We start from the raw sequence: 26,524 nt of genomic DNA on the forward strand, positions 1-26,524 counted from the left end.
AGCGTGAAGTCGCTCGGTGTGGTGGGGCGAGGACTCGCTACTGGTCAGTCGTCGGTGTTCTGCGGCGGCAGTGCAGCGATGAAAGGATGGTCCTTCTTGACGACCCCGTGGGCGGCTGCTCCGCCCGGGGATCCGATGTCGTCGAAGAATTCGACGTTCGCCGCGTAGTAGGCCTCCCACTCATCGGGCACATCGTCTTCGTAGAAGATCGCCTCGACGGGGCACACGGGTTCGCACGCCCCGCAGTCGACGCATTCGTCGGGGTGGATGTAAAGGGAGCGGGTGCCTTCGTAGATGCAGTCGACCGGACATTCCTCGATGCAGGCTCGGTCCTTCAGGTCCACGCACGGTTGGGCGATGATGTAGGTCATGGGTTCCTCACGAGTTCGGATGCGTGCGCTGCGGCAGGCTCGGTCGCCTGGGTGAACGCACCATCGGCGTAGGGGCTCAGGGTCACGACATCACCGGCGACGATCACGGCCGGTGACCGGACGCCTCGGCGAGCCGCGCGGAAGGCGATGTCGCCCAGGGTTCCGATGGTCACCCGCTGGTTCTCACCGAATCCGTCTTCGACGATCGCGACCGGGCAGTCGTCACCGCGCCCGGAGCGGGCGAGCACCATCGCCGAGTTGATGAGCGTGCCCACTCCCATGAGCACGACGACGGTGTGATCGCGTCCCCCGCCGATCTCGGACAGCTGGTCGTGACCGGTCACGACCGTGTACGAAGTGGCGACGCCTCGGTGGGTGAGCGGGATTCCGGCGACCGCGGGAACGGAGTTCGCGCTGGTCACCCCGGGAACGACGCGGACATCGACTCCGGCGGCCCGGCAGGCGATGACTTCCTCTCCCCCACGTCCGAGGACGAACGGGTCCCCGCCCTTGAGACGGACCACTCGGTGACCGAGCTTCGCCTGCGTGATGAGGATGTCGTTGATCCCGCTCTGCGGCACCGGATGGTGCCCCGGCTGCTTCCCGACGTCGATGATCTGCGCATCCAGAGGTGCACCACGTTCGGTCTCGAGCTGATCGATGACGGACCTGGCGCCGAGGCGGTCGGCCACGATGACATCGGCCCGCTCCAATGCGCGCAGACCGGTGACGGTGAGCAGTCCCAGGTCACCTGGGCCGGCACCGACGAGCAGCACCGTGCCCGGCTGCTGTGGGAGGAAGAGTGTCATGGCTGGTCCTCGGTGGATTCGGGGCTGGGGGCCGCCTCGGGGGTGTGGATTCCCGCGGCGAGGGTGTTCCCTGTCTGCGGGTCGATGACGACGAAGGCTCCGGCCGTGCCGTGGTCGCGGAAGTCCGGGACCGGCAGCTCGGCGGACAGCTTCACCCGGGCCAGGCCGATGTCGTTGCCGGCGAGCACCTCGGCGGCCTCCAGCCCGGAGGTCTCGAGGTTGCGTTTGGCCTCGATGGTGACGATGCCTTTCACGGTCGTCGTCCCCGTCTTGATGAGCACCCGATCCCCCGTGCGCAGGCCCTCGGCCGTGAACGGGAAGACCTCGGCGCGCAGTTCGCGGCGCGGGGTGGGCAGGGTGCCGGCCGCGGCGATGACGCTGCCGCGAGCGGTATCGACATCATCGGCCAGCCTCAGCGCCACCGACAACGGCGCACTCGCGGCCTCGAGGGGACCGGTGGCGGTATCGATGCCGGTCACGGTCGTGCGGAGCCCGGCGGGGTGGATCTCGATTTCATCGCCGAGGCTGACCCGCCCGGCCGTGATCTGTCCGGCCACGGCCCGGTAGTCCCGGAATTCCTCGGGGTCGAGACCCGGTGCCAGGCCGCCTTGCGGACGGAGCACGGTCTGCACGTCGAGGCGGAAGGCCTCGAGGTCGGCGGTGTCTTCGTCCGCACTCGGCAGAGTCTCGAGCAGCTCGAGCAGCGCCGGGCCGGAATACCAGGGGGTGTTGTCCGAGGCGGCGGCGATATTGTCCCCGGCCAGTGCAGAGATCGGGATGAGGTGCGGGGTCTCGAGTCCGATCTCGGCGGCGAGGGTCTTGATGTCGTTCTCGACCGTCTCGATCCTCGCCTGGTCGAAGTCGACGAGGTCGATCTTGTTGACGGCGATGATGACGTGGCGGATGCCCAGTCGGGAGACGACGGTGAGGTGCCGGCGGGTCTGTTCGGTGGCACCGGTGCGGGCGTCGATGAGAACGACGACGGCATCGGCGGTCGAGGCGCCTGTGACCATGTTGCGCGTGTACTGCACGTGTCCGGGGCAGTCGGCGAGGATGAACGAGCGACGGTCGGTGGCGAAGTACCGGTAGGCGACGTCGATGGTGATGCCCTGTTCGCGTTCGGCCCGCAGACCGTCGGTGAGCAGAGCGAAGTCGAACTCTCCGCCAAGGAATCCGCGCTCCCGACTCGTCGCGGTCACGGCGGCGAGCTGGTCGGCGAGGATCGCCTTCGCATCGTGGAGGAGTCGGCCGACGAGTGTCGATTTGCCGTCGTCGACGGATCCGGCGGTGGCGAAGCGCAGCAGCGTCTTCGTCGTCGTGTCCAACGAGGTGGTCGCCTCGGTGGTGGTTGTTTCGGTGGTGGTTGTCGTCGTCATCAGAAGTACCCGTCCTTCTTGCGGTCTTCCATCGCCGCGGCCGAGATCCGGTCGTCGGCGCGAGTGGCTCCGCGCTCGGTCACGGTGGTGGCGGCCACCTCGGCGAGGATGGACTCGAGGTCATCGGCGCTCGATTCGACGGCCCCGGTGCAGCTCATATCTCCGACGGTGCGGTAGCGGACCTTCTTTGTCGTGACGGTCTCGCCGTCGCGTGGGGTGGAGAATTCGCCCGTGGCCCACCACATGCCGTCGCGCTGGAAGACTTCGCGATCGTGGGCGAAGTAGAGCTCGGGCAGTTCGATGCCTTCGCGGGCGATGTAGCTCCACACGTCGAGTTCGGTGAAGTTCGAGATCGGGAACACGCGGACGTGTTCGCCGGGCAGGTGGCGGCCATTGAAGAGGTTCCACAGTTCAGGCCGCTGGCTGCTGGGGTTCCAACCGACGAATTCGTCGCGCAGGGACAGAATCCGCTCCTTCGCGCGGGCCTTGTCCTCGTCGCGGCGGGCGCCGCCGAAGACGGCGTCGAACTTCCCGCCGGTGATGGCATCGAGCAGCGGCTGGGTCTGCAGGGTGTTCCGGGTGCCGTCTGGGCGTTCGCGCAGGCGACCGTCGTCGATGTAGTCCTGGACCTTCGCCACCGTGAGGTCGAGGCCGTACTTCTCTGCGGTCTCGTCGCGGAAGCGGATGATCTCGTCGAAGTTGTGTCCGGTGTCGACGTGGAGGAGTCCGAACGGGATCTTCGCCGGCCAGAACGCCTTCGCGGCGAGGTGGAGGACGGTCACGGAGTCCTTGCCGCCGGAGAAGAGCAGCACGGGGCGTTCGAATTCGGCGGCGACCTCACGGATGATGTGGATCGCTTCGGATTCGAGGACGTCGAGGGTGGACAGGCTTGCGCCCGGGTTGTGGGTGTGTGCCGTCTCGGTGGTGGTGTGGGTGTCGTGGTTGTACTGGGTGTCGATGCTCATGTGTGGAGTCCGCATTCTGTTTTGGTCGATCCGGCCCAACGGCCGGCGCGGGGGTCTTCCCCTTCGGCGACGGGGCGAGTGCAGGGCTGGCAGCCGATCGACGGGTACCCCTGCGACAGCAGCGGGTTGACCGGGACGTCGAAGGCGCGCGAGTAGTCGAGGAGGTCATCGAACGACCACGCGGCCAGGGGGTTGACCTTGACCAGGCCGTTCTTCTCATCGAAGGTGATCAGCGGCGTGTTCGTCCGGGTCGGAGCCTCGTCACGGCGAACTCCGGTGAACCAGAGCTCGTAGCCGTTCAGCGACTTCTTCAACGGTGCGACCTTGCGGCGGGCGCAGCACAGGCCAGGGTCGCGGGCGAAGAGGTCCTTGCCGAATTCGGCGTCCTGCTCTTCCACGGTCTGCTCCGGGAGGACGTCGACGATGTGGACGTCGACACGGCGGGCCACCTCGTTGCGGGTGTCGTAGGTCTCGCGGAAGTGGTAGCCGGTGTCGAGGAAGAGGACGTCGACGCCGGGCTGGTACTGGGCGACGTAGTGCGGCAGGGCGGCGTCGGCCATCGAGCAGGCCACGGCGCAGGCCGCAGTGTCGAAGTGCCGGGACACCCAGCGGATGACGTCGGCGGGGTTGGCCTCGGGAACACCGTTCTCCGGGTCACCGGCGAGTTCCCGGGCACCCGCCTCGGCGAGGGCCTTGAGCTCTTCGACGGGACGCGGTTCGGGGCGGGGCCGCGTCGGTGTCTGAGTTGTTGCTGCCGGGTTGGGGGATGCGGTCGGGGTCGGGTTCGTGGTGCTCATTTCAGCTCCTCTTCGTCGACGCGGTTGGCCCATTCGGAGAATGTTTCGGTCTCCCCGCGTCCGGCGAGGAAGCGGCGGACGAGGGTTTCGACGTATTCGGTGAGGTTCTCGGCGGTGACCTTGAGTCCGCGGACGGTACGGCCGAGGCCGGCTTCGTCGCGGTCTTTCGAGGCCAGGCCTCCGCCGACGTGGACCTGGAATCCGGGGACCTGTTCGCCTTCGTCGGTGGTGACGATCTGGCCTTTGAGTCCGATGTCGGCGGTCTGAATGCGGGCGCAGGAGTTCGGGCAGCCGTTGAGGTGGAAGCTGATCGGGTGCGGCAGCTCCTCGATGTCGGCCAGCCGTGCTTCCAGTTTCTCGACGGCGTCGGCGGCGGTCTGCTTGGTCTCGACGATGGCGAGTTTGCAGAATTCGATGCCGGTGCAGGCGATGGTCGAGCGGCGGAAGAGGTCCTTGCGGCTGGACAGGCCGAGGGCATCGAGGCCGGCGACGACGTCATCGACATCGGCTTCGTCGATGTCGAGCAGCAGGACCTTCTGGTGCGGGGTGGTGCGCAGGCGGGTGGATCCGTACTTCTCGGCGAGGTCGACGAGCTGGCCGAGCAGGGTGCCCGAGGCGCGGCCGGCGATGAGGGTGACGCCGATGTAGTAGCGGCCGTCGGCCTGTTTGTGCACGCCGACGTGGTCGCCTGCGGTGATCGGTTTGGCCGGTGCCGGGCCGTCGGCGAGCTTGTAGCCGAGGTATTCGGTTTCGAGGACCTCGCGGAACTTCTCCGGGCCCCAGTCGGCGAGCAGGAACTTCAGTCGGGCTTTGTTGCGCAGGCGGCGGTAGCCGTAGTCGCGGAAGATCTGGGTGACGCCGAGCCAGGTGTCGACGACCTGGTCGGGGGCGACCCAGGTGCCGAGGCGTTCGGCGAAGCGGGGGACGACGGACAGGGCGCCGCCGACCCACAGGTCGTAGCCGACGCCGTGTTCGGGGTGTTCGACGGCGACGAAGGAGCAGTCGTTGATCTCGTGGACGACGTCCTGGCTGGGGTGGCCGGTGATCGCGGTCTTGTATTTTCGCGGCAGGTTCGACAGTGACTGGTCGCCGATGTAGCGGCGGGAGATCTCTTCGATCGCCGGGGTCGGGTCGATGAGTTCGTCGGCGGCGATGCCGGCCACGGGTGAGCCGAGGATGACGCGGGGGACGTCGCCGCAGGCTTCGGTGGTCTGGAGTCCGACGGCTTCGAGGCGGCGCCAGATCTCGGGCATGGACTCGATCTCGACCCAGTGGAGTTGGATGTTCTGGCGGTCGGTGAGGTCCGCGGTGCCGCGGGCGAACTCGTTGGAGATGTCCGCGATGACCCGCAGCTGCTCGGTGGTGAGCTTGCCGCCGTCGATGCGGATGCGGAGCATGAAGTATTCGTCTTCGAGCTCGTGCGGTTCGAGTTTCGCTGTGCGGCCGCCGTCGATTCCGGGTTTGCGCTGGGTGTACAGGCCCCACCAGCGGAAGCGGCCGTGCAGGTCGTCGGAGGCGATCGAAGAGAATCCCTGCTTGGCATAGATGGTTTCGATCCGGGCGCGAACGTTGAGGCCGTTGTCTTCGGCCTTGTCGATCTCGTTTTTGTTCAACGGTTCATGGCCGTCGATCTTCCACTGCCCATTGGACTTCTTCGGCCGGGCGGGCCGCTTAGCGGTCCGCTTACCTGCCGTTTCCTTGTTCTCTTCCACCTGAGTGGACATTGCTGTCTCCAAACGCTGAGGGGAACCAGTGATGAATTACGCTACATGAATGCCGAATTGCTCAACAAATTACCGAATGGTTTGTGTCACGGAGCGACATATGGCGTCACGGTCTGCCGGTCTGCTGTGGGTGCGGTCAGGCGTTGAGCATGTCCGGGGCAGAGGCGTGGGGTTGGGTGCCGGCATGACCGCGGGGCTGGGTGCATGCGCGGACTCGGTCGCGGACGATATCGACGAGCCGGGGCGGCACCGCGGCGCCGCTGTTTCCGTTGGTGAGCAGCGGCGGAGAAAGGACACCGGACGAGTCACTGCCGCCGTCGACGAGTTTGCGCGCGAGGTCATCGAAGAAGCCCGGCGCCAGCAGATAGTTCGCAAGCACGGGGCGGGTTCCGCGGCTACGGCTCTTTTCGACGAGCTCCTTCAACGGCACTCCCCCACCGGCGAGGAAGCCGACCTCGACTGGACGCTCGAGCTCTGCGGCCAACAGCCTTCCCATCTCACGACATGACTCGTTCGCCCGCTCGTCGCTCGATCCGGCAGCGGCGAGGATGACCTCGTCGTTGCCGCTCAAAGCCGGAAGGCGATCGGCAAGGATCTCCGCAAGCCTCGCATCCGGCCCAAGCGTCGGCGTCCGCCGAACGTCACGGCCGGACTCGATGGCTCGGTTGACCGCCTCGGCGAGGTCGACATGGACGTGATACCCCGGCGAGAGCAGAAGCGGCACGAGGATCACCGGACGGTCGGCGGGCAGGCGGTTGATCACCTCGTCGACGTCGGGTTGCTGGACGTCCACATGGCCGAGCATGACCTCGTCGGCAATCCCGCGAATGCGCAGGTCTGTGGCGATCTCTGCGGCGAGCACCTCGATGAGGACTTGGCCGGTCGGCGATGAGGTCCCGTGGGAGATCAGCCCCACCGACGGCAGCCCCGTCACAGCGCCCACTCCTGGGCAGGCCCCTGCGCCCGGAATCTCACTGGCTGCGGCGCCCGACCCCGCGCAGGAACCGGGGGCGTCACGGTCATCGCGCAAAGCAATTGCTCAACGACTGCACGGCCCGGGTGAGCATCTCTCGTTACTCTTGATTGCATTCGCACAGCGTAACCGATCAGTGTCAACGCCGCATACAGGCTCGTCATCAGGGAAATACCGCCATGTGGCGTCATCTTTCGACATACAGCGACCGGGTTCGTAGGATTGCGGATGATTCGCCATTCTGCTCAACAGTTTCGCTAGTGTGTCTAGTCAAAGCGTCTTTGCGTTCCTGACACCGCCCGCATCTTCGACGTCTTCTGCGTCATCACCACCTTCGCGTCATCCACGAAAGGCAAGCACATGCGTCAGCTCATCGTCCTCGGGATCGTCGGCCTCATCGCTCAGCTCATCGATGGATCGCTGGGGATGGCCTATGGGGTCACCTCAACCACGCTGCTGCTCGCGGCGGGTACGGCACCGGCGGCCGCCTCGGCGGCGGTGCACTTCTCTGAACTGGGCACAAGCCTGGTGTCAGGGATCTCCCATCACCGGTTCGGCAATGTCGACTGGCGGACGGTGGGCATCCTCGCCGGTCCCGGCTTCATCGGCGCGGTCCTCGGGTCGACGTTCCTCGCCAGCCTCGATGGGGAGGCCGCGACCCCGTGGATCTCGGGAATCCTGCTCGCGCTCGGGGTCTACGTGATCTGGCGGTTCCTCGCATTGGGCGGGAAGCGTCCGGAGTTCAAGTCGCGGCCGAGCGCGGGGATGCTCGTGCCGGTCGGGTTCGTCGGTGGAGCGCTCGATGCCATCGGCGGTGGCGGCTGGGGTCCGGTCGGGACGACGACGCTGCTCTCATCAGGACGTTTGGAGCCCCGGAAGGTCATCGGGTCGATCGACACGAGTGAGTTCGTCGTCGCCGTCGGCGGTTCGCTCGGGTTCCTCATCGCACTCGGCTCGCAGGGCATCGAGTGGCAGATCGTGGCGGCGCTGCTCATCGGCGGCGTCATCGCCGCGCCGTTCGCTGCGTGGCTGGTGAAGCTGCTGCCGGCGAAGGTGCTTGCAGTCGCCGCGGGCGGAATCATCATTCTCACGAACATCCGCACCATCCTGCTCACCTTCGGACTCGACGCGTCGACGGTGTGGCTGACGCTCGCCGGCTTGGCTCTCGTCTGGTTTGCCCTCATCGCCCACGTCGTCCGCGTCGAGCGGGCGGCCACGAAGGCGCGGAAGGCTGAGGAAGCCGCGGAAGCTGAGGCCGAAGCGACCATCGGCAGCTGATCACCGCCGCCTACCCTTCTCAATCAACGCGTAACTCGAAAAGCACGTCGCTAGTGACGTGCTTTTCGAGTTTCGCGTTGATCCGCGTGAGGTGATGGCGAAAGTCAACGCTGGCTGTAGAGCTTCCGGGCCATGATCACGCCGATGAGGGAGAGCAGCGACAGTCCCGCGTAGTAGAAGCCGGGCACGGTCAGCAGTCCCGTTGCGCCGAGCAGGGCGGTGAGGATAAGCGGGGCGAAACCGCCGAAGATCGCGACACCGAAGCTGTAGGCGATGGTCATGCCGGAGCTGCGCACCTTGACGGGGAACAGTTCGGACAGCAGCGCCGGCATCGGGCCGAAGTAGAAGACCATGAACAGGCCGACGATCGCCTCGCACAGGGTGAGGACGCCGATCGAAGGGTTCGCGGTCAGGAGGATGAACATCGGCCAGGCGACGATAATGCCCACGATGGTCGTCGGAATCATCACGGTCGTCGGGCCCACTCGGTCGGCCAGGCGGCCGGCGAACGGAGCACCGATGAGGGTGATGAGACCGGCGACGACGGCACCGGGGAACGCTGCCCACGGTTCGAGTCCGAGGTTGCCGACAGCGAACTGCGGCAGGAAGGTGATGAGGTAGACCGAGATCGTGGCCATCGCGATGATGAGGAACGCGGAGAAGAGACGACCGAAGTGCTCACCGAGGAGGACGCGCAGCGGGTTGTCGGTCTTCTCGGCGGCTTCGAACTCGGGCGTATCGTCCATCTTCGAGCGGATGTACCAGCCGACGGGGCCGATGAGCAGGCCGAGCGCGAAGGCCACGCGCCAGCCCCAGGAGTGCAGGGCCTCTTCGCTCAGTGCGGAGCTGAAGATCCACGAGACTCCGGCGGCAAGGAACATCGAGATGCCCTGGGTCGCGGTCTGGAAGGAGGCGTAGTAGGCCTTGCCTCGCTTGGTGTTCTCAGTGAGGAAGGCGGTGGCGGATCCGAATTCGCCGCCGGCGGAGATGCCCTGGATGATGCGGGCGATGATGAGGCCGATCGAGGCCCAGATGCCGATGGTCGCTTCGCCGGGCAGGACGACGATGATGAACACGCCGAGGGTCATCAGGCCGATCGTCAGCGACAGGGCCGACTTGCGGCCGTGCTTGTCGGCGTAACGGCCGATGATGATGGCGCCCAACGGTCGCACGACGAAGGTGATGGCGAAGGTCGCCCAGGTCATCAGCTGCGCGGACAGGCCCTCGCCCGGGTAGAAGACCGCGGTGATCGAGGTGGCCATGAATCCGAAGAGGATGATGTCGTACCACTCGAGGGCGTTGCCCAGTCCGGCCGCGACTACGGCCTTGCGTGCCCGCGACTTCTCTTCGCGGGACTCGACGGGTGTCTCAGTCATCGTGTGCCTTTTCTTGTAGGTGCCCGGGTGCCGCGGTCGGCGCAGCCGGTGGTGGTTCGTTGGCTTCAGGATGCAGGCACCGTTGCTCGTCATCCGGGGCGGGTGTTGCCTGCTGTCGTACTGTTCGGTGTTTCTGATCTGACTAGTATGCCCCTGTTGTCGTCAGCGAGACGATTGTAGTTCGGTCATTTTCGGTCGCAAAGACTGTCTCAGCAGGCGTCGGGCATGTCAGTGCCGGTTGTTACGATCACGATATGTCGACCGAAGCCCGCAATACTGTCCCTGCCACAGCGGTCGAAGTGCGCGGTGCACGCGTGCACAACCTGCAGGGTATCGACGTCGACGTACCGCTGAATACCCTCGTCGCCATCGCCGGTGTCTCCGGGTCGGGCAAGTCCTCCCTGGCCATGGGCGTGCTCTACGCCGAAGGCTCGCGCCGCTATATCGAAGCCCTGTCGACCTACACTCGCCGTCGCATGGCCCAAGCCGCCCGTGCCGATGTCGACACCGTCCGCCACATCCCCGCCGCCCTCGCTTTGCGGCAACGCCCCGGAGTCCCCGGCGTGCGCTCGACCTTCGGCACCTCGACCGAGCTGCTCAACGTCGTCCGCCTGATGTTCTCCCGTTTGGCTTCCCACCTCTGCCCGAACGGGCACCGGCAGAAACCGACTCTCAACGTCGCTGCCGAGGAGCCGTTCGACTGCCCCGAATGCGGTGAGACCGTCCACGCACCCGGCGCCGAGGAGCTCGCCTTCAATTCCGGTGGAGCATGCCCCCGCTGCGAGGGCATCGGCACCATCAGAGAAGTCGACGATGCCTCCCTCATCCGCGACCCCGACCTGTCGATCGACAACGGCACAGTCATCCCCTGGCAGATGTTCGGCTTCAACGTCCAACCGCAGATCGCCCGCGAATTCGGCGTCCGCACCGATGTGCCCTGGCGCGACCTCGAAGACTGGGAGCGCGAGATCGTCTTCGCCGGCCCCGAAGAGAAGAAGCACATCACGGTCACCTCGAAGAAGGGGCTCCACGACCTCGACTTCACCTTCCGCAACGCCCGCCTGACGGTGACCGAAGAACTCAAACGCGCAGACACTGAGAAGCGCTTCGCCAGGGTCAGCAGGTTCCTCTCCGAGCAGGTCTGCCCCGACTGCGAAGGCACGCGTCTCTCCCCCGCTGCTCGAGCACCGCGCCTTGGCGAACTCGACCTCGCCGAGGCGACCGCCATGACCCTCGACGAACTCGTCGACTGGGCCGCGAACGTTCCCGAAACTCTCCCCACGCCCATGCAGCCGATGGCCCGGTCGCTGGTGGACGCACTTCTCGGCATGGCTCGCCGGCTGCTCGACCTGGGTCTCGGATACCTCGGACTCGACCGGGCCGGTTCCTCTCTGTCGACCGGCGAACGCCAACGAGTCCAACTCTCCCGTGCCGTGCGCAACGAGACCACCGGCGTCCTCTACGTCCTCGACGAACCCTCGATCGGCCTCCACCCCTCGAACATCAAAGGTCTGCAGGGTGTGATCGCCGACCTCCTCGAGGAGGGAAACTCCGTGGTCATGGTCGACCACGATCCACTCGTCCTCCGCGAAGCCGACCACCTCATCGAAATCGGCCCCGGCTCCGGCAAGGACGGCGGCTCGGTCGTGGCCAAAGGCAGCGTCGCCGAACTCGACGCACACCCGGACTCCCGCATCGGCCCCTACCTCACCGGCCGCGCCGACGCCCTCGTACGCACTCCCGCACCCGAAGCCGAGATCGACGACCACGGTCGGATCCGGCTGCTCACCTCACCGATCCACACCGTTCATACGCTGGAGACCGAGATCCCACGCAAGCGGCTCACCGTCGTCACCGGAGTGTCCGGATCGGGCAAGAGCACGCTTGTCCTCGACAGTCTCGTCCCCGCGCTCAAAGCCGAGGCTGCCGCGGACGAACGTGCGATGCCGTCTCACGTGCGTGAACTCGATGCCGGCGGGATCGAGCGGGTCAATGTCGTCGACGCCACCCCGATCGGCATCAACGTCCGCTCCACCGTGGCGACCTATTCCGGGGTGCTCGATGACCTTCGCCGCGCCTATGCTCGACTCGATTCCGCGAAGGATGCCGGGCTGACTGCCGGGGACTTCTCCTACAACACGGGTTCGCTGCGCTGCCCGAAATGCGAAGGTACCGGCGAGATCACCCTCGACGTGCAGTTCCTCCCCGACGTCGACATCCCCTGCCCGAACTGCGAAGGCCGTCGGTACAGTCCCGACGCGGACGAGTACCGCCGTGCCTCGGATGCCGATGGTCAGCCGCTGTCGTTGCCGGATCTGTTGGCGATGACGGTCGCCGAGGCGCTCCCCCACCTCGCCGAGATGCGCAAGGTCCATGCCCGGTTGAAGGCGCTGCAGGATGTGGGGCTCGGGTACCTCACTCTCCACGAGGCGACCCCGGCGCTCTCCGGCGGTGAGGCGCAACGGCTCAAGCTCGCCACCGAACTCGGGAAGTCACAGCAGCACACGCTCTTCGTCTTCGACGAACCGACGGTGGGCCTGCACCCCGAGGATGTGCGTGTGCTCGTGCGCGTCTTCCAGCAGCTGCTCGACCAAGGTGGGACGGTGCTCGTCATCGAGCATGACCTCGACATGATCGCGAACGCGGACTGGATCATCGACCTCGGCCCCGGCGGAGGTCAGGACGGCGGGAAGATCGTCGCGACGGGAACCCCGCAACAGGTGGCGGGCAGCTCAGACAGCGTCACCGGCGAGTACCTCAAAGGGCATCTCAACGAGGCGGGGTGAACACCTCGGTCTGACAGAGTTGCGGTAAAGAAGCGGCCCCGTCCTCAACAGAGAACGGGGCCGGATTCGAAGTCAGCGATTCGAAGTCAGCAGAAGGACTCAGCCCGGCTCTTCCTCAACTGCTTTCGCTTTCTCGGCCTTGGTGTATGCCTGGTATTTGCGAATGACTTCGAGCGCCGGACCGTCGGCGAGCAGTTCGCCCTTCTCGATCCACAGCGCACGGTTGCACGTGTCCCGAATCGTACGCATCGAGTGCGAGACGAGGAAGACGGTACCGGCGTTCTCACGGATTTCGCGAATACGGCCTTCGGAACGGTCACGGAACTTCTTGTCACCGACGTTGAGCGCCTCATCGACGATGAGGATCTCGTGCTGCACCGAGGTCGCGATCGCGAACTTCAGTCGCTGCGACATACCCGAGGAGTAAGTGCGCATCGGCAGATCGATGAAGTCCCCGAGCCCGGTGAACTCGACGATGTCATCGAACTTCGCGTCGATCTCATCGCGGGTGAGTCCCAACGCCAGAGAACCGAGAACGATGTTGCGCGCACCTGAGAGGTCCGGAATCAGCGCAGCACCGACACCGAGGAGGTTCGGCCGTGACGTCGCATAGATCGCACCCTCGGAGGTCGGGGTCAGCCCGGTGATCGACCGCATGAGCGTGGACTTGCCGGAGCCGTTGCTGCCGATGATGCCGATCGATTCGTTCTTGTGAGCGACGAAGCTGATGCCCTTGAGGGCGTGAACCTCTCGCAGCTCCCGCTTCCGCCCCATCACGTTCTTACTGCCGAGCTTGAGCTTCTTGCCCGTGGCCAGGGTCTTGTAGCGGACGTGGACGTTGTCGCAGACGACTACGGGTGGGTTGTTCCTTGTCACCTCGGGGAGGTTGCCGGTGTCGAACGAATTCTCGTCACTCATCACGACCAAACCTTTCCTCGGCCTGCCAGAAGAACACGAAGCCGATGATGAAGATGCCGAATGCCCAGATGGCCAGGTGCCAGAAGTAGTCGTAGGGAACGACTCCGTCCTTCATGAGGATGCCGCGAGCGATGGACAGCACGTTGTTGATCGGCTGCCAATCGGCGAACGGCTGCAGCGACGGGTTGATCTTGTCGACCATGACCTTGAGGTCGAAGAAGACACCCGAGGTGTAGAAGATCATTCGGGAGATGAACGGGGTGACCTGCGACAGGTCTCGGAAGTGGACCGTTGCACGGGCGAAGATGAATGCCACGCCTTGGTTGAAGACCCAGAACAGGAACACCAGCGGGATGAAGAGGAACCAATCCCAATCAGGTCGCGCACCGAAGAGGATGACGATGAGCGCCATGAAAAGGAGCGTGGGGATGAAGTCGAGCAGGTTCTGGAACACCTTGGCGATGGGCAGAACAATGCGCGGGAACGGTAAGGATTGGACGAGTGAGGCATTCGAGATGATCGACTTCGCGCCGCCGTTCATCGAGGTGTTGAAGAATTCGAGGATGAAGACGCCGATGACGACGAATGGCGCGAAGTCCGGCGGTCGAGCAGTCGCTCCCTGCATGATGACGCCGAAGACCGTGCCGTAGATCAGAGCCGAGAATGATGGGCGCAGCAGCACCCAGGCCATGCCGAGGCGGTTGCGCTCGTTCTCGGACTGCATCCGGTACTTCGCAAGCGTGTACGTGAAGTCGCTTCGGTTGAGAAGCTGTTTGACGTACTGGGGCAGAGACGGCCGTCCACCCACTCTCTCGAGTCCGTGCTCGGCAGCAAGCCTGGCCATATCCATGAACAGAAAATTCTCTCGTCGGCGACTGGGGATAGAACAGAAAGAGTCTACGGGATGAGACTAGCGCAGACTCACAGTCGGCTGTGAGCCTTGAAGTCGAAGTCGGGGTCGGCGATTTGGGCCCGCGTCGGAATATTGCTACCGCCGAGTACCCGTCGAGCTGCCGCCTGCATCGGCGGCCAGTTGAACGTCTCGACACCGACGAGCCTCGACTCCAGGTCAGGCCCATCGAAGTGGAAGACCTGGAACTTCGACCCGCTGGGGTCGTGTCGGATGAGCGTGTCGTCAGCGTCAGGGCTCGTCAGACCCGCCGTGAACACCTTCTCCGGGCCTTGGAAGCTCCAGTGCCAGGGGACGTCCGACCAGACTTTCGGACCCCCTTCCGGCCCACTGCCTGACGCGGATTCGGAGTCGTTCTCGCCTTTGTTCGACGGCTCTCCCGCCCCCTCGCCGAGGAGCTCGGCGAGGAACTTTCCGTGACTTTCGGCCACCGGTTCACAGGCCCATGGATGGTCGAGCGCATAGGGTCCGGCGGTGACGATGGCACAGTCGCCGGCGGCGAAGACACCCGGATGGGATGTTGCCAAACTCTCATCCACATCCCATGCATGAGCGGGGCGGTGGCCGTCGACCGGGATCAGCCGAGGGCGGGCCCCGACGCTGGTGATGAACAGGTCGTGAACATCGGCCGGGATGTCGTCCGGGCCGGAGGTGTGGGTGACGAATTCGACTCCGGCGGCCTTGTGTTTGTCGAACAGGGCCTGCCGCACGGGCGCGGAGAGCTGCTTGCGCAGGGGTTCGTCCCCGCGCAGGTAGACCGTAGCGTGGTGTCCGGCAGCCACCGCCGAGGAAGCCACCTCCATTCCGAGGTAACCCGAGCCCAGCACCCCGACGTTGAGGGGTCGGTTCGCATTGTTCACGCGTTCGAGAATCCATTCCGCGTCGGCGAGGTCATAGACCGGCAGTGCGTCCGGGTAGGCGGGGACTTCGGGGCGGATGGCTTCCATCCCGGTGGCGAGGATGCAGTGGGTGAAGTCGATAGACTCCCCCGACGCCAGCTGGATGGCGCCCGCGGTGGCGTGATGGTTCTCCAGCGGATGGGGGTGCCGCTGGGTCTCGGCGGTGTAGCGGGACTCCAGGGCCGCCTCGGCGAGGGTGATCTCTTCTGCCCGGTCACGAACGAAGGTGATGTGCTCGGTCGATTCGAGGTGGTAGGGCAGGTGATGGCGGGATCCGTCGAAAAGATGCTTCGACAGCGGCGGCCGTTCACACGTTTCGCCGGCCTGGGGGTCGATGACTGTGACGGCCTGACCGCGCGCGTTCAGCTCCCGCGCCGTAGTCGTGCCGGCCAGTCCCGCACCGATGATGACGATCCGCTTGCTCATGTCTCCATGCTATGCCTCGCCGAGGCGGCTCGCGGTGAGGTGGGGCGCCCGGCACGGGCAGCAGAGCAGTCGTGCCGAGCCCCCTGGCCTCTCACGGCTCAGAGTTCCGTGGTCTGTGTGCCGCCGGACGGGCGGTCTCCGGTGATCTTGGACTTGACCATGCGGAACAGGCCCGATGCCTTGCCGCCGGGCAGCCCCCAGTGCTGTGCGGAGTGTGTGACGACCTTGATGAGTCCGAGGTTCGGGTCGCGGCGGTCATCGAACCACGCCGTGGCGGAATCCGACCACAGTTCATCGACCTTGGCCTCGTCGTCGACGAACTCCACGCGCCCGGCCACCGACAGCCAGTTGCCCGCCTCAGCGATGCTGATATTGACTTCGGGGTTCGTCTGCAGCGCCTTCGCTTGGTCGCCGTCGAGGGCGAGGAAGAACCAGACGTCGGCATCCTCGGTGACCTCCTGGGGTGCCATAGGGTGAGCGAGGATCTTGCCGTCGGCGAGCGCGGTCGCGAGCATGACAGAATCACCGCCGCGCAGGATCTTGACGACGTCGGCCTGGCCGAGCTCCTCTGTCGCCGCGTCTCCAGCGGGCTTCTGCCCATCACCCGCGGCGGATACCTGGCCGGCTTCCGTGTCGTCGGTGGCGAAGACTGCTGTTTCCGTGCTCGCGACGCCGCCTTCCGTCGTGCTGCCGACCGCGTTGCCCATCCCTGGCGCGCTGTAGATGTCACCGGGCTCGGACGTGGTGCCGACCGAGGCGCCCATGCCCGGGGCGAGGGAGGCGTCAGTGGCTCCGGAGTTCTCGGTTCCTGAGCTCGGAGTCGCTTCGGCGGTCTTCGATTCGTCGATCGCCGTGTGCGAGCCGTCGGGATTGCGATGCAGTGTCACACCTTCTTCGTCCGCGGCCCTTTGGGCGCGTTCCTCAACGTTCTGCTCGGTGTATCCGACTTCGGCGTGAGATTCCATGTCCGAAGTCCCGGCCAGCGGTTCTGCGGTCTCGTCCAGTTTTGCTGCGACGTCACGGGCCTTCTCCTCGGCCGGCGACTCGTCACTCTTGTCTCTGTTGTTCATGACCATTTCCCTTCGCAGACGGTTCCTGGCACTGCAGTCGCTGGCGCGGGCCGTGGCTCGTTCTGGCGGGCCGTGGTCGGCTGGCGCGTCAACGACTACACGGTCATTCTCACACGGCTCTCCGGTCGGCAACAGCCCCCTTGGAACTGGACTGAGATGACTGAAATCCGGAGCCGTTCGAAGTGCGGACTGGTTGCGTGCACAGCCCTAAAGAGCGGCGCGCACACGATGACGGACATGCGCAGATTCGCAATCTCCGGGCAGGTGCGAACACCCGGTTTGCGTGCCTACACTGAAGACATGGATGAAGAAACGACCGTCACCGTCAACGACATCCCCGAGGGGGCCGCCATCATCGACGTCCGCGAGGATGACGAATGGGAGGCCGGCCATATCGAAGGCGCGATCCACGTACCGCTGGGCGAGCTGCCCACCCGCCTGGACGATCTTCCTCTCGATGACGATATGTACGTCATCTGCCGCACCGGCGGACGCTCGAACCGAGCCGTGGCCTGGCTCAATCAGAATGGCTTCGACGCCTTTGATGTCGTCGGAGGCATGGGCTCTTGGAACATCGACAATGGTAAGCCGATCGTCTCCGAGACCGGCGAAGAGCCCTGGGTGAAGTGAGCAGAAAGGCACCTGCAGTCGGCCAGCCAGCAGTCAGCGGATTGATCCCACCGTCCGCTAGAGTCGCTCTCATCGTCGCGAGGTCGACCGGAGGAGCCGCAAGACCGAGTCCCCTTGCCCCGTTTCCACGATGGGTCTACCGTCGAGACCACGGATCACTTCCATACCTCTTGTGATCCCCGGTCCTCCGCCGAAAGGCGAGAGCGTGTTCAACTCCGAAAGGAGCCGAAGTCATGAGTGACGAGAAGAAGAACCTCCCGGAGAACTCAACCGAAGACCAGACCGAAGACGAGCAGAACATCGAGAGCACTGCCGTCGGAGTCGGCGCAGATACCGATGCCGAAGGCAGTTCCCAAACTCCCGAAGAGAGGCTCGAGCGCATCGCCGCCGAACACGATGTTCCGATCGATCGGGATCCCGAAGACGCCCAGGCCAAAGCCGAAGGGTCCTCCTCCCCCGACAAAGACCGAGATATCAGCGGTGGAGACACGAAGGAAGAGGAAGACGACTCCGTGGAGCCGCCGGACTGAGACGGCCACGGCCACCGTTGAGCGAGGCCGCTAGTTCTCGCTCCGTGGAGACGCCGAAGTCCACGATGCAAGAACTCCGTGGACACAACTGTGCGCAACCGCTGTCATTTGGTTAGGTAGAAGAATGACAACACGCGCCGGCCAGTTGGCCCAGGACAAGGATCTCGTTGACGTCCCTGCCCTTCTCGATTCCTATCACGACTTGGTTCCCGACCCTTCGGTGCCTTCGCAAGCAGTGAGCTTCGGGACCTCCGGCCACCGCGGTTCGAGCTTCAACCGCTCTTTCAACGAGGCGCACATCGCGGCCATCACCGCGGCGATCGTCGACTTCCGCCGAGACAAAGGCATCCGTGGGCCGATCTTCCTCGGCCGTGACACTCACGCACTGAGTGAGCCCGCGTTCCTCACCGTCCTCGAGGTGCTCGCCGCAGCTGAGGTTCCGGCGCTCATCGACGAGCGCGACGGCTTCACCCCGACCCCCGCAGTCTCCCACGCGATCCTCGGCTTCAATGCCGGGAAGTCGCGCGAGGATGCGCAGGCCGACGGCATCATCGTCACTCCCAGCCACAATCCGCCCGCCGATGGTGGCATCAAGTACAACCCGCCGCACGGCGGACCCGCCGGAACCGAGACGACGACCTGGATCGCCGAACGCGCCAACCGGTACCTGGCCGAGGGGTGGGAGAAGATCCCGCGCACCCCATTCCAGCGGGCATTCCATCTGGAGAACACCGAGAACTTCGACTACGTCTCGAACTATGTCGACGACCTCGAGTCTGTCATCGACCTCGATGTCATTCGCAGCTCCGGGCTGAAGATCGGCGCCGATCCGCTCGGCGGCGCCAGCGTCGACTACTGGGCGGCGATCGCCGAGGACTACGACCTCAACCTCGACGTCGTCCACCCGGACGTCGACCCCACCTGGTCGTTCATGACCCTGGATTGGGACGAGAACATCCGCATGGACTGCTCCTCCCCCTATGCCATGGCCGGCCTCATCGCCTCACGCAACGACTTCGACATCGCCACCGGCAACGACGCCGACGCCGATCGTCACGGCATCGTCACTCCCGATGCCGGCCTGATGAATCCCAATCACTATCTGGCAGCGGCCATCGACTACCTGCTCGACTCCCGTACCAATTGGCCGAAGGGCGCCGCGATCGGCAAGACTCTGGTCACCTCGTCGATCGTCGACCGCATCGTCGCCGCGCACAACCGCACCCTCTTCGAGGTGCCCGTCGGCTTCAAATGGTTCGTTCCCGGCCTGCTCGATTCGACGTTGGCCTTCGGCGGCGAGGAATCGGCCGGCGCATCGTTCCTGCGCAGCGACGGCAAGGTGTGGTCGACGGACAAGGACGGTATCATCCTCGCCCTTCTTGCCGCCGAGATGACTGCGAAGACCGGGCAGACTCCCTCGCAGCGCTACGCAGGGCTGGCTGCGAATCACGGCTCCAGCTTCTACGCGCGTCAGGATGCTCCGGCGACGCGGGCACAGAAGGAGCGGTTGGGGTCCCTGGATGCCTCCCAGGTGAGCGCGAAGACCGTCGGCGGTGAACCCGTGAAGGAGGTGCTCACCTCGGCGTCGGGAAACAATGCACCCATCGGCGGACTCAAGGTCACCACTGACAATGCATGGTTCGCCGTGCGGCCATCCGGCACGGAAGACGTCTACAAGATCTACGCGGAATCCCTGCGCGATGAGGACCACCTGCGCCAGGTCCAGCATGATGCGCGGACTCTCGTCGACGGCGTGCTGGACTAAGCACCAGCCACTGTACGAATAACTCACTTCCGCGGCTTCGAAGTGTGGATGCAGCGAACTTCATCGCTGCGCTCACACTTTGCAGCCGCGGATACTTTTGTTCACTCTTGTAAGGGCGAGTACGGATCACGATCATGTATCGCTGCCTGCGCAGGATTGTCGCAATTGCAGAGGCCCCCAACCGAGCCGACGATACGGCCGCAATTGCGCAAACCCCGCGGGCGACTTAGACCACTGCGTCCGCATGAAGCCATGACCACGACGTTCACCCGTAAGACATGTTGCCACCAAACAGTGGTCAGCTTATGTGTAACAGCGACCGTCGCACTACTGCAATATTCCTGTTTTCCCGCTGTGACAGACCTTGAGTCGGCTGTCAGGCTCCGTTGTCGCGCCCTCTAGATTCGATCGCAAGACTGTTCACCGTCAATCGACATACCGCCCTGCGAAACTCACACGTCCACCAGCAGAAGCGGCCGATGAACAGAAAAGGATCGACACAATGAAGTACTCCGTTCGCAACCGTGCAGCAGCCCTGGGAATCTCCACCGTCGCAGGACTCGCCGGACTCGGACTCGCCTCCGGCCCGGCCGTGGCCGCCGACGCTTCCGCGGCCGACTCATCCAGCCAGTCTGCAGACTCCGGTGCCGACACGCAGTCCGTGTACTACCCGACCGAACCGGTCAAATACGCCGACGAGCTCGTCCGAGCCTGGGGTCAGGGCGATACGGACCGGGTTGAGGCATTCGCTTCGACCAAGGTCGCCGAAGAGCTGCAGGCACACAGCGACGACGAAGTCACCCACTGGGACCGCGTCGGCGGAGAAGGTGCCGCCGGCACGACTTACGTCGACTACGAGAACTCCGTCACCGGCGAGAAGATGTCGCTCGGCATGCCCACCGAAGCCGTGGTCGACCCCGACGACGAGTGGGGCACTCCCAACGCCGTGAACAAGGTTCAGTTTGAGGACTGAAGCTCCAGCCAACTGAACGCCGATCCATCGAGCCCCGCTCCAGAACGATCCTGGAGCGGGGCTCGGCGTGTGACTCAGCGACGCTGGGCCTCGGCGTCTGCGGCTAAGGTGAGCGGCCTCGGCGAGGTTTTAGAGGTGGGCCTCCGGGGCGTTCTGCACGTAGTCGGCCACGGTGTCGTTCTTGAACGCGTCGCGGACCTTCTTCAGCTCGTCTTCGTCGACGTTGACGATCGACGCACCGTTCGGAGCGGTGCCGACGCCGGCGACGGGGGCGGTGAAGAACTCGATGTCGCCCGGGCGGACGTCGCGCATATTGAACGCGGTCGAGGAGATATACTTCGCGTCCAGGCCCGAGTCGACGTACATATAAGGCGCGAAGTTCTTGACCATGTCCTGGATCTTCTTCGGGTTCGACAGGGTGTCGGCCGAGATCATCTCGTTCGTCAGACCGCGGATGAACGCCTGCTGATTGCGCGCACGCTGGAAGTCGCCGTCCTTGAACTGCTTGCGCTCACGCACGAAGGTCAGCGCTTCGTCACCGTTGAGGACGTTCTCGCCCTGAGTGAAGGTGTAGCCGTTCTTCTCGAACGCCTGCTCGGAGTTCACGGTCACCCCGCCGAGGCTGTCGGTCAGAGCCTTGAATCCCTCGAAGTCGATGATCGCCACGTGATCGACGTCGGTGCCGATGAAGTCCGACACCGTCGACACAGCCAGCGGCAGACCACCGAAGGACAGCGCCGCGTTGATCTTCGACTTGCCGTGGCCCTCGATGTCGACGTAGGTGTCACGCGGGATCGACATGATCTGGACGTTGCCGCCGTCCTCGGGCAGGTGCATGACCATGATCGTGTCCGAACGCAGTCCACGCGAATCGTTGACATCGACATCGCTCATCGGCTCATCCGAGCCGAGCAGCAGGATGTTCGTGCCGTCGCCTTCCTTGCCGCCGCCGGACTCACCGAAGACCTGCTCATCGCTGAGCTGGTTCGCGTTCTTGTCGAACGACCGGCCGACGCTCCAGACGTAGAGCCCGATGCCGAGCACGCCGAGGATGACGATGATGAGCAGCACGACGAGGACCTTGCGCCACACGCGCTTCTTCTTGCGCGGGCGCTGCTGTTCCTCGCTCTGGTGGTCGAAGAGATCGTCGAAAGTGGTGTTGTCCGTCATCGGCACTCCGGGGTTTGAGCGGTCGGCGCCGGGCGCCGGGGGTATGGGGCAATCCCGCTCATTGTATAGCGCCCAAGGTGACCCATTTCTCAGCCGCGCGGCGCACCCCGCACCTAACCGCGGTGGCGGACGGGAGGGCAGGGCCGCCTCGGCGAGGTGTTCTGCCTTGTCAGAGGCGGTGATGCTCGGTTTCGCGCGGGTGGATCGGAACCGATATCGGTTCGTAACCCACCGATGACTTCCGACGTCGAGGTGAGGGGACTCACCAGTAATAACGCGGCCTCGGCGTGGTCGGCTGGGGCGGCGCTCGGTAGACTTCTCTGGTGTTCAATAACTATCGGGAAATTCTGTCGCTTCCCGGTGCTCTCAAGTTCTCCTTGGCCGGTCTCGTCGCCCGGATGCCCATCGCAGTGCTGGGACTGGGCATCGTCCTCTTCATCCAGGGCGTGACCGGGTCATACGGCATGGCGGGCATCGTCTCCGCCGTGTACATGATCGTCCAGGCGCTTGCCGGCCCCGGGATCGCCCGCCTCGTCGACCGCCTCGGCCAGGCGAAGGTCATGGTGCCCATCGTCATCACCCACCTCATCGCGTTGGCCCTGCTCATCGTCTCCGTGTATCAGGAATGGTGGACGGGATTCGTCTTCGCCTTCGCCGGCATCGGCGGCGCCACCGTCGGCTCCGTCGGTTCGCTCGTGCGTTCGCGCTGGTCCCATATCGTCGACACCCCGAAGAAGCTGCAGACCGCGTTCTCATGGGAATCGGTCGCCGATGAGCTGATGTTCGTCTCCGGGCCGGTGCTGGCCACGGTGCTCGCGACAGCCGTGTGGCCGCCTGCGGGAATCATCCTCTCCATGATCACCGTCGGCGTGGGATCGCTGCTGCTCTACATCCAGAAGTCGACCGAGCCCCCTCCGGTGGAACGGACCACCGAGGCGAAGGGGCATGTGTTCTCGAACCCGGGCATCTTCGCGATCATCATCGTCAACATCTTCCTCGGCGTGAACTTCGGTGCCATCGACGTCATCGCCGTCGCCTTCGCTGACGAACTCGGTGTGAAGTCGACCGCCGGTGTGCTGCTGTCGTGCCTGGCTCTGGGATCACTGGTCTCCGGCGCGCTGTACGGGGCTCGGAACTGGCAGACCGCCGTTCATCACCGCTTCGGCGTGGCCGTGTCCGCCCTGGCCGTGGGCGCCTGCATGATGCTGCTGGCCAATTCGATGGTCACCTACGGCATCATTCTCATCGTCGTCGGATCGGCGATCGCACCGAGCCTCATCGGCGCGAACTCCGTCATCGAGCGGCTCGCTCCCCCACGCCGCCTCACCGAGGCGTTCGCCTGGCTGGGCACCTCGCTGGGCTTCGGCGTCGCGTTCGGATCGGCCGTCGCCGGCAACATCATCGACGCCTTCGATGCGAAGACCGCGATGCTCCTGCCCGCTGGCTGCGCCGTGCTGGGGGCGATCATCGCGCTGTCGCTGCTCAAGCTTTTGAACCCTTCCAGGTCGAGTCACGAAGCGCGGCTGGAGAAGGACCGTCGGCGCGAGAAGGTTGTGGAGGCTTAAGGGCCTACGCGGAGTTGCGGGCGGTGCGGTCGCCTCGGCAAGCATCTGTCACCGTTAGTGGCACACCCCCGCGCTAGCTTTTCTTCGCACCACTAGTTGCGCGTCCCTCACTCTTAATGCGAAAACACCCCGTTGCGGCGGGGTGTTTTTGTGTTCGCGGGGCGTTTCCGCGGCCTTGCCGCGCAGGCCACAACGATTCGCTCACCGAGCCCGTCTGCGGTGGCCCGATCGATTGCCCGCAGGACCACGGGACTGCGGGCCGCCTCGGCGATGTAAACGATCATTGACATATGCATGTCAAACATGCTTTACTTTTAGATGTAAAGAGAAGTTGACATCAAGGAACGGTATGGAAGTTCAGACCTCGGACCTCAAGCAGGTTCGCAAGGCTGCCGGGCTGACGCAGGCACAGTTAGCTCAGCTCACCGGGGTGTCGCGGCAGACGATCATCGCGACCGAGCGCGGCGACTACGCCCCCAGCGTGTATCTGGCGCTGCGCATCGCCCGGGCCTTGAACACGACAGTCGAAGAGATCTTCTCACTGAAGGAGGAAACCCAATGAACAGCACGAGCGACAAGAAGAAGCACACCAACGAACTCGCCGACAGGATCGCCGGTTTCAATGATCCCTCGATGGGCGACGAACGTGAGCGCGACGTCATTCTGAGGGCATATACCTTGGGGGCCGTCGTCTCCACCTACGTGTTCTTCGCGCTTGCACTCATCTTTGCCGTCTTCGGCGCGGGAATGTGGAGTGTACTCATCGTTTTCGGCTCCATGGTGACCAGCATCGTCATCTCTGCATACTGCCAACGTGAGAATGTGGACTTCTCCATGGCGATGGCTCGTGTCTCGCCGAGGCGGCTGATCGTCGGCAATATCGTCGGCGCCCTGTTCGCCATCGCCTGGGTCGGTGCAATCGTCTTTCAACTGAGCAACGGCTACCCGCTCATCGATGTCGGAATGGGCAATCAAACGATGCCAGGTGCTCCCTCCAGCACCTACTCCATCGTGATCGGCGCAGCGTTCGGCTTCATCGTCGCGCTGACCCTCATGACGATCTCCCGGGTGCGCAAGATCAAGCAGGCCCGCGCCGAGGCGGCCGCCGCCGCTGAGATCGAAGACGAGGACTGATTTCGCCGCGTCAGAGGTCGCCAGGTCGGCTGCGGGTACCAGCCTGAAACCGACGAGATCACTCACCGGCAGCGCGTCAGCTCACCGTGAGTCGCGCATCCATCACCGTTAGCAGCATTTCACCCCGTTGCAGAGGGGTGAAATGCTGCTAACGGTGTGGGGTGTTGCGTACGGCCCGGGTCGCTGCGGACTGCGGGATGAGTGATCGACGCTCCGCTGTGCTGCGATGCCCCACCCGGAGGTTCCAGGCTCAGGCCCAGTCCTTCTTCGCGGATGTCTCGCCGACTCCGGCGTTGAAGACGTTGTGAGGGTCGAGTTCTTTGAAGTGCGCTTCCATCTTCGGCGGCACGGGGTAGAGCCTGCCGTAGTTGTGCTCGGCAGGCACGGCCGCACCCCGGGCCTCGAGCAGCTCGGTCATCTGCTTCTTCAGCGCCACCGGGTCGACGCCCTTCTTCGCCACGTGGTCCTGGTGGAGGACGTGGCAGAAGAAGTGCCCGTAGTAGGAGCTGATGTGCAGCTGGTCGGCGATCTCGTCGGGCAGCACCTCGAGCCAGTCCTCATCGTCGCGGCGCAGCGCCACGTCGAAGGTGATCATGTCCGAGGAGTCCTCACGGTTGAGGTTGAAGTACCGGGTCGCAGCACTCGCGGCACCGAAACGATGCAGCATCGCGGACTGAGCTTCATCGGCGCTGCACACGAAATAGTCACCTTGGTGGGCCGCCTCGGCGAAGAAGTCGTCAAGGAACGCACCCATCCGGTTCTTCTCCTCGGCACTGACGACGAGGAGCAGATGATGCTCGAAGCGGTCGCGGTACTCGAGCATCCGCTTAGGCAGCTGCTGCGGGAGCAGACCGAACGCGTTCTGCGCGATCGTGTCGGCGACGGTCTCGCCGAAGAACGGCAGCTTTGCGAACACGCCGTTGGCCCAGTTCTTCAGCGCGAACAGCCTGATCTGCTCGCGGCTGCCGGCGTGCTTGATCGAGACGAATGTGTCCTTGCCGTACTTCTCGGCGAGGTCGAACGAGGGTCGGCCCATGTATTCGCCCGAGATCGGCAGCGGCATGTCCGAAGTGAGGATCGCCCGTCGCAGCTCTTCGAGCTCGGCCGGAGAATTCGTGCCGACGTAGAACGTGGTCGCTCCTTCTTCCTTCGGGAAGGTGCGGGTGCGCACGGCGAAGACCATGAGCTTCCCGGCCGAACCGGACGCCTCGTACAGGTAGTCGGAGTTCGCGTTGAACCGGGCCGGGGAGTCGACGATCCTGCGGACCTGTTCCCCATACTCGGTCTCCGTCGTGTCCTCCGGGGCGGGCGTGACCCCGGCAGGGTCCCAGTCTCCGCGCTGGAGTTTGTCGAGGATGTGGGCGGGGTCGTCGCCGAGCTCCACGCCGAGGTGGTTGACGAGCTCGAGTCGCCCCTCCTCGTTGACGCGGGCGAAGATCGCGTGCTTCGTGAACGCCGGACCCTTGCGGATCTGGGAGCCGCCGGAGTTGTTGGCGATGCCGCCGATGACGGAGGCGCCGATCGAGGATGAGCCGATGACCGAGTGCGGTTCGCGGTGGAACGGGGCGAGCGCCTCGTCGAGTTCGTAGAGAGTGGATCCGGCCAGGCAGATCGCTTCGCGGGCGTCGTTGATGAGATAGATCTCGTTGATCCGCAGGGTGGAGATGATGACGATCGGACGATCGTAGTCCTGCGCACCGGGGCCGGAGCCGCCGGTCAGGCCGGTGTTGGCCGACTGCGGAATGACGATGAGGTCATTGTCGACGCAGACCTGCAGTGCCCGCCACATGTCGACAAGGCTGCCCGGTCGCAGCACGGCCAGCACATTGCCGCCGCCGAAGCGGTTGCCCTTGGCGTACGGTGCGGTCGCTCGCGCGGAGGTGAGGACGTGGCGCGGGCCCATGATGTCGATGAACGCGTTGACGGCTGGGGACTGGTGATTTGTCTTGCCGGGCATATGGTCGATTCCTATCGGTAGGCGACGGTTGTTCTCATGGTAGGTGTCTGGGTTCGCACTCCGCATCCCCTCTCAGAACTACCTGACGGCGGCCCAGCAACCTGGCGCCAGGTTGCTGGGCC

At 64.6% G+C, this 26,524-nt stretch carries 23 protein-coding genes; 9 read left to right on the forward strand and 14 right to left on the reverse strand.

The features are described from left to right. Positions 1–44 precede the first annotated feature (44 nt). The 7 genes from fdxA to BEP01S_RS00740 form a co-directional block, all read right to left on the reverse strand. Positions 45–371 carry a ferredoxin gene (gene fdxA / locus BEP01S_RS00710; RefSeq protein ID WP_062239356.1) on the reverse strand — a complete coding sequence of 109 codons (327 nt, stop codon included), beginning with the start codon at positions 369–371 and terminating at the stop codon, positions 45–47. Continuing rightward, a complete protein-coding gene (gene cobA / locus BEP01S_RS00715; protein WP_062239359.1) occupies positions 368–1,180 on the reverse strand; it encodes a uroporphyrinogen-III C-methyltransferase in 813 nt (270 codons plus the stop codon). Before cobA ends, fdxA begins: the two co-directional genes overlap by 4 nt. Beyond that, positions 1,177–2,556, reverse strand: coding sequence for a sulfate adenylyltransferase subunit 1 (locus tag BEP01S_RS00720; protein ID WP_083532411.1), 1,380 nt, complete (start codon positions 2,554–2,556; stop codon positions 1,177–1,179). Before BEP01S_RS00720 ends, cobA begins: the two co-directional genes overlap by 4 nt. Beyond that, positions 2,556–3,521 carry a sulfate adenylyltransferase subunit CysD gene (gene cysD / locus BEP01S_RS00725; protein ID WP_083532412.1) on the reverse strand — a complete coding sequence of 322 codons (966 nt, stop codon included), beginning with the start codon at positions 3,519–3,521 and terminating at the stop codon, positions 2,556–2,558. Before cysD ends, BEP01S_RS00720 begins: the two co-directional genes overlap by 1 nt. Then, positions 3,518–4,318 (reverse strand): phosphoadenylyl-sulfate reductase, encoded by an 801-nt coding sequence (locus BEP01S_RS00730; RefSeq protein WP_062239362.1) that lies wholly within the window; start codon positions 4,316–4,318, stop codon positions 3,518–3,520. The genes cysD and BEP01S_RS00730 overlap by 4 nt, the downstream gene beginning before the upstream one ends. Further along, a complete protein-coding gene (locus BEP01S_RS00735) occupies positions 4,315–6,042 on the reverse strand; it encodes a nitrite/sulfite reductase (protein WP_062239364.1) in 1,728 nt (575 codons plus the stop codon). The genes BEP01S_RS00730 and BEP01S_RS00735 overlap by 4 nt, the downstream gene beginning before the upstream one ends. A gap of 136 nt (positions 6,043–6,178) precedes the next feature. Then, positions 6,179–6,976 carry a sirohydrochlorin chelatase gene (locus tag BEP01S_RS00740; RefSeq protein ID WP_083532413.1) on the reverse strand — a complete coding sequence of 266 codons (798 nt, stop codon included), beginning with the start codon at positions 6,974–6,976 and terminating at the stop codon, positions 6,179–6,181. 399 nt (positions 6,977–7,375) lie between these two features. Here BEP01S_RS00740 and BEP01S_RS00745 point away from each other — a divergent pair, with 399 nt between their 5' ends. After that, positions 7,376–8,293 carry a sulfite exporter TauE/SafE family protein gene (locus tag BEP01S_RS00745; RefSeq protein ID WP_062239367.1) on the forward strand — a complete coding sequence of 306 codons (918 nt, stop codon included), beginning with the start codon at positions 7,376–7,378 and terminating at the stop codon, positions 8,291–8,293. Positions 8,294–8,397: 104 nt separating this feature from the next. On the opposite strand, the gene BEP01S_RS00750 is transcribed toward BEP01S_RS00745, so the two are convergent. Continuing rightward, positions 8,398–9,669 carry an MFS transporter gene (locus BEP01S_RS00750; protein ID WP_062239464.1) on the reverse strand — a complete coding sequence of 424 codons (1,272 nt, stop codon included), beginning with the start codon at positions 9,667–9,669 and terminating at the stop codon, positions 8,398–8,400. 254 nt (positions 9,670–9,923) lie between these two features. Between BEP01S_RS00750 and BEP01S_RS00755 the strand changes: the two genes are divergently transcribed. Further along, complete coding sequence (locus BEP01S_RS00755) at positions 9,924–12,455, forward strand: excinuclease ABC subunit UvrA (protein WP_062239370.1); 2,532 nt, start codon at positions 9,924–9,926, stop codon at positions 12,453–12,455. 99 nt (positions 12,456–12,554) lie between these two features. On the opposite strand, the gene BEP01S_RS00760 is transcribed toward BEP01S_RS00755, so the two are convergent. From BEP01S_RS00760 to BEP01S_RS17260, 4 genes are all read right to left on the reverse strand, one after another. Next, the gene (locus tag BEP01S_RS00760; RefSeq protein ID WP_062239374.1) at positions 12,555–13,373 is read right to left on the reverse strand and encodes an ABC transporter ATP-binding protein; all 819 of its coding nucleotides are present in this window, start codon (positions 13,371–13,373) and stop codon (positions 12,555–12,557) included. Beyond that, entirely contained in the window at positions 13,366–14,223 is an 858-nt protein-coding gene (locus BEP01S_RS00765; protein ID WP_062239377.1) for an ABC transporter permease, read from the reverse strand. Before BEP01S_RS00765 ends, BEP01S_RS00760 begins: the two co-directional genes overlap by 8 nt. Positions 14,224–14,294: 71 nt before the next feature. Then, entirely contained in the window at positions 14,295–15,608 is a 1,314-nt protein-coding gene (locus BEP01S_RS00770) for an FAD-dependent oxidoreductase (RefSeq protein WP_062239379.1), read from the reverse strand. A gap of 98 nt (positions 15,609–15,706) precedes the next feature. Further along, positions 15,707–16,678, reverse strand: coding sequence for a pyridoxamine 5'-phosphate oxidase family protein (locus BEP01S_RS17260; protein WP_083532417.1), 972 nt, complete (start codon positions 16,676–16,678; stop codon positions 15,707–15,709). A 300-nt stretch (positions 16,679–16,978) separates the two neighbouring features. On the opposite strand from BEP01S_RS17260, the gene BEP01S_RS00780 reads away from it, so the two are divergent. The 4 genes from BEP01S_RS00780 to BEP01S_RS00795 all read left to right on the forward strand — a co-directional run bounded on the left by BEP01S_RS00780 (position 16,979) and on the right by BEP01S_RS00795 (position 20,576). Next, positions 16,979–17,308, forward strand: a complete 330-nt coding sequence (locus BEP01S_RS00780) for a rhodanese-like domain-containing protein (RefSeq protein ID WP_062239468.1) — start codon at positions 16,979–16,981, stop codon at positions 17,306–17,308. A 233-nt stretch (positions 17,309–17,541) separates the two neighbouring features. Further along, entirely contained in the window at positions 17,542–17,838 is a 297-nt protein-coding gene (locus BEP01S_RS00785; RefSeq protein ID WP_062239382.1) for a hypothetical protein, read from the forward strand. A gap of 124 nt (positions 17,839–17,962) precedes the next feature. Further along, on the forward strand, positions 17,963–19,603 hold the full coding sequence (gene pgm / locus BEP01S_RS00790) for a phosphoglucomutase (alpha-D-glucose-1,6-bisphosphate-dependent) (RefSeq protein ID WP_039209079.1): 1,641 nt from the start codon (positions 17,963–17,965) through the stop codon (positions 19,601–19,603). Positions 19,604–20,105: 502 nt separating this feature from the next. Then, the gene (locus tag BEP01S_RS00795; RefSeq protein ID WP_062239385.1) at positions 20,106–20,576 is read left to right on the forward strand and encodes a hypothetical protein; all 471 of its coding nucleotides are present in this window, start codon (positions 20,106–20,108) and stop codon (positions 20,574–20,576) included. Between the two features lie 129 nt (positions 20,577–20,705). Here BEP01S_RS00795 and BEP01S_RS00800 read toward each other — a convergent pair whose 3' ends face one another. Beyond that, positions 20,706–21,746, reverse strand: a complete 1,041-nt coding sequence (locus BEP01S_RS00800; protein WP_062239388.1) for an LCP family protein — start codon at positions 21,744–21,746, stop codon at positions 20,706–20,708. A gap of 323 nt (positions 21,747–22,069) precedes the next feature. Between BEP01S_RS00800 and BEP01S_RS00805 the strand changes: the two genes are divergently transcribed. From BEP01S_RS00805 to BEP01S_RS00815, 3 genes are all read left to right on the forward strand, one after another. Then, positions 22,070–23,311, forward strand: a complete 1,242-nt coding sequence (locus tag BEP01S_RS00805; RefSeq protein ID WP_062239391.1) for an MFS transporter — start codon at positions 22,070–22,072, stop codon at positions 23,309–23,311. Positions 23,312–23,660: 349 nt separating this feature from the next. Continuing rightward, positions 23,661–23,873: a helix-turn-helix transcriptional regulator gene (locus tag BEP01S_RS00810; RefSeq protein ID WP_062239394.1), complete on the forward strand. Its 213-nt coding sequence runs from the start codon at positions 23,661–23,663 to the stop codon at positions 23,871–23,873. Further along, positions 23,870–24,445 (forward strand): hypothetical protein, encoded by a 576-nt coding sequence (locus BEP01S_RS00815; RefSeq protein WP_062239397.1) that lies wholly within the window; start codon positions 23,870–23,872, stop codon positions 24,443–24,445. The genes BEP01S_RS00810 and BEP01S_RS00815 overlap by 4 nt, the downstream gene beginning before the upstream one ends. A gap of 250 nt (positions 24,446–24,695) precedes the next feature. On the opposite strand, the gene dld is transcribed toward BEP01S_RS00815, so the two are convergent. After that, positions 24,696–26,402 (reverse strand): D-lactate dehydrogenase, encoded by a 1,707-nt coding sequence (dld, locus tag BEP01S_RS00820; protein WP_062239400.1) that lies wholly within the window; start codon positions 26,400–26,402, stop codon positions 24,696–24,698. Positions 26,403–26,524: the final 122 nt, after the last annotated feature.

The sequence above is a fragment of the Brevibacterium epidermidis NBRC 14811 genome (genome assembly GCF_001570805.1).
Taxonomy (GTDB): domain Bacteria; phylum Actinomycetota; class Actinomycetes; order Actinomycetales; family Brevibacteriaceae; genus Brevibacterium; species Brevibacterium epidermidis.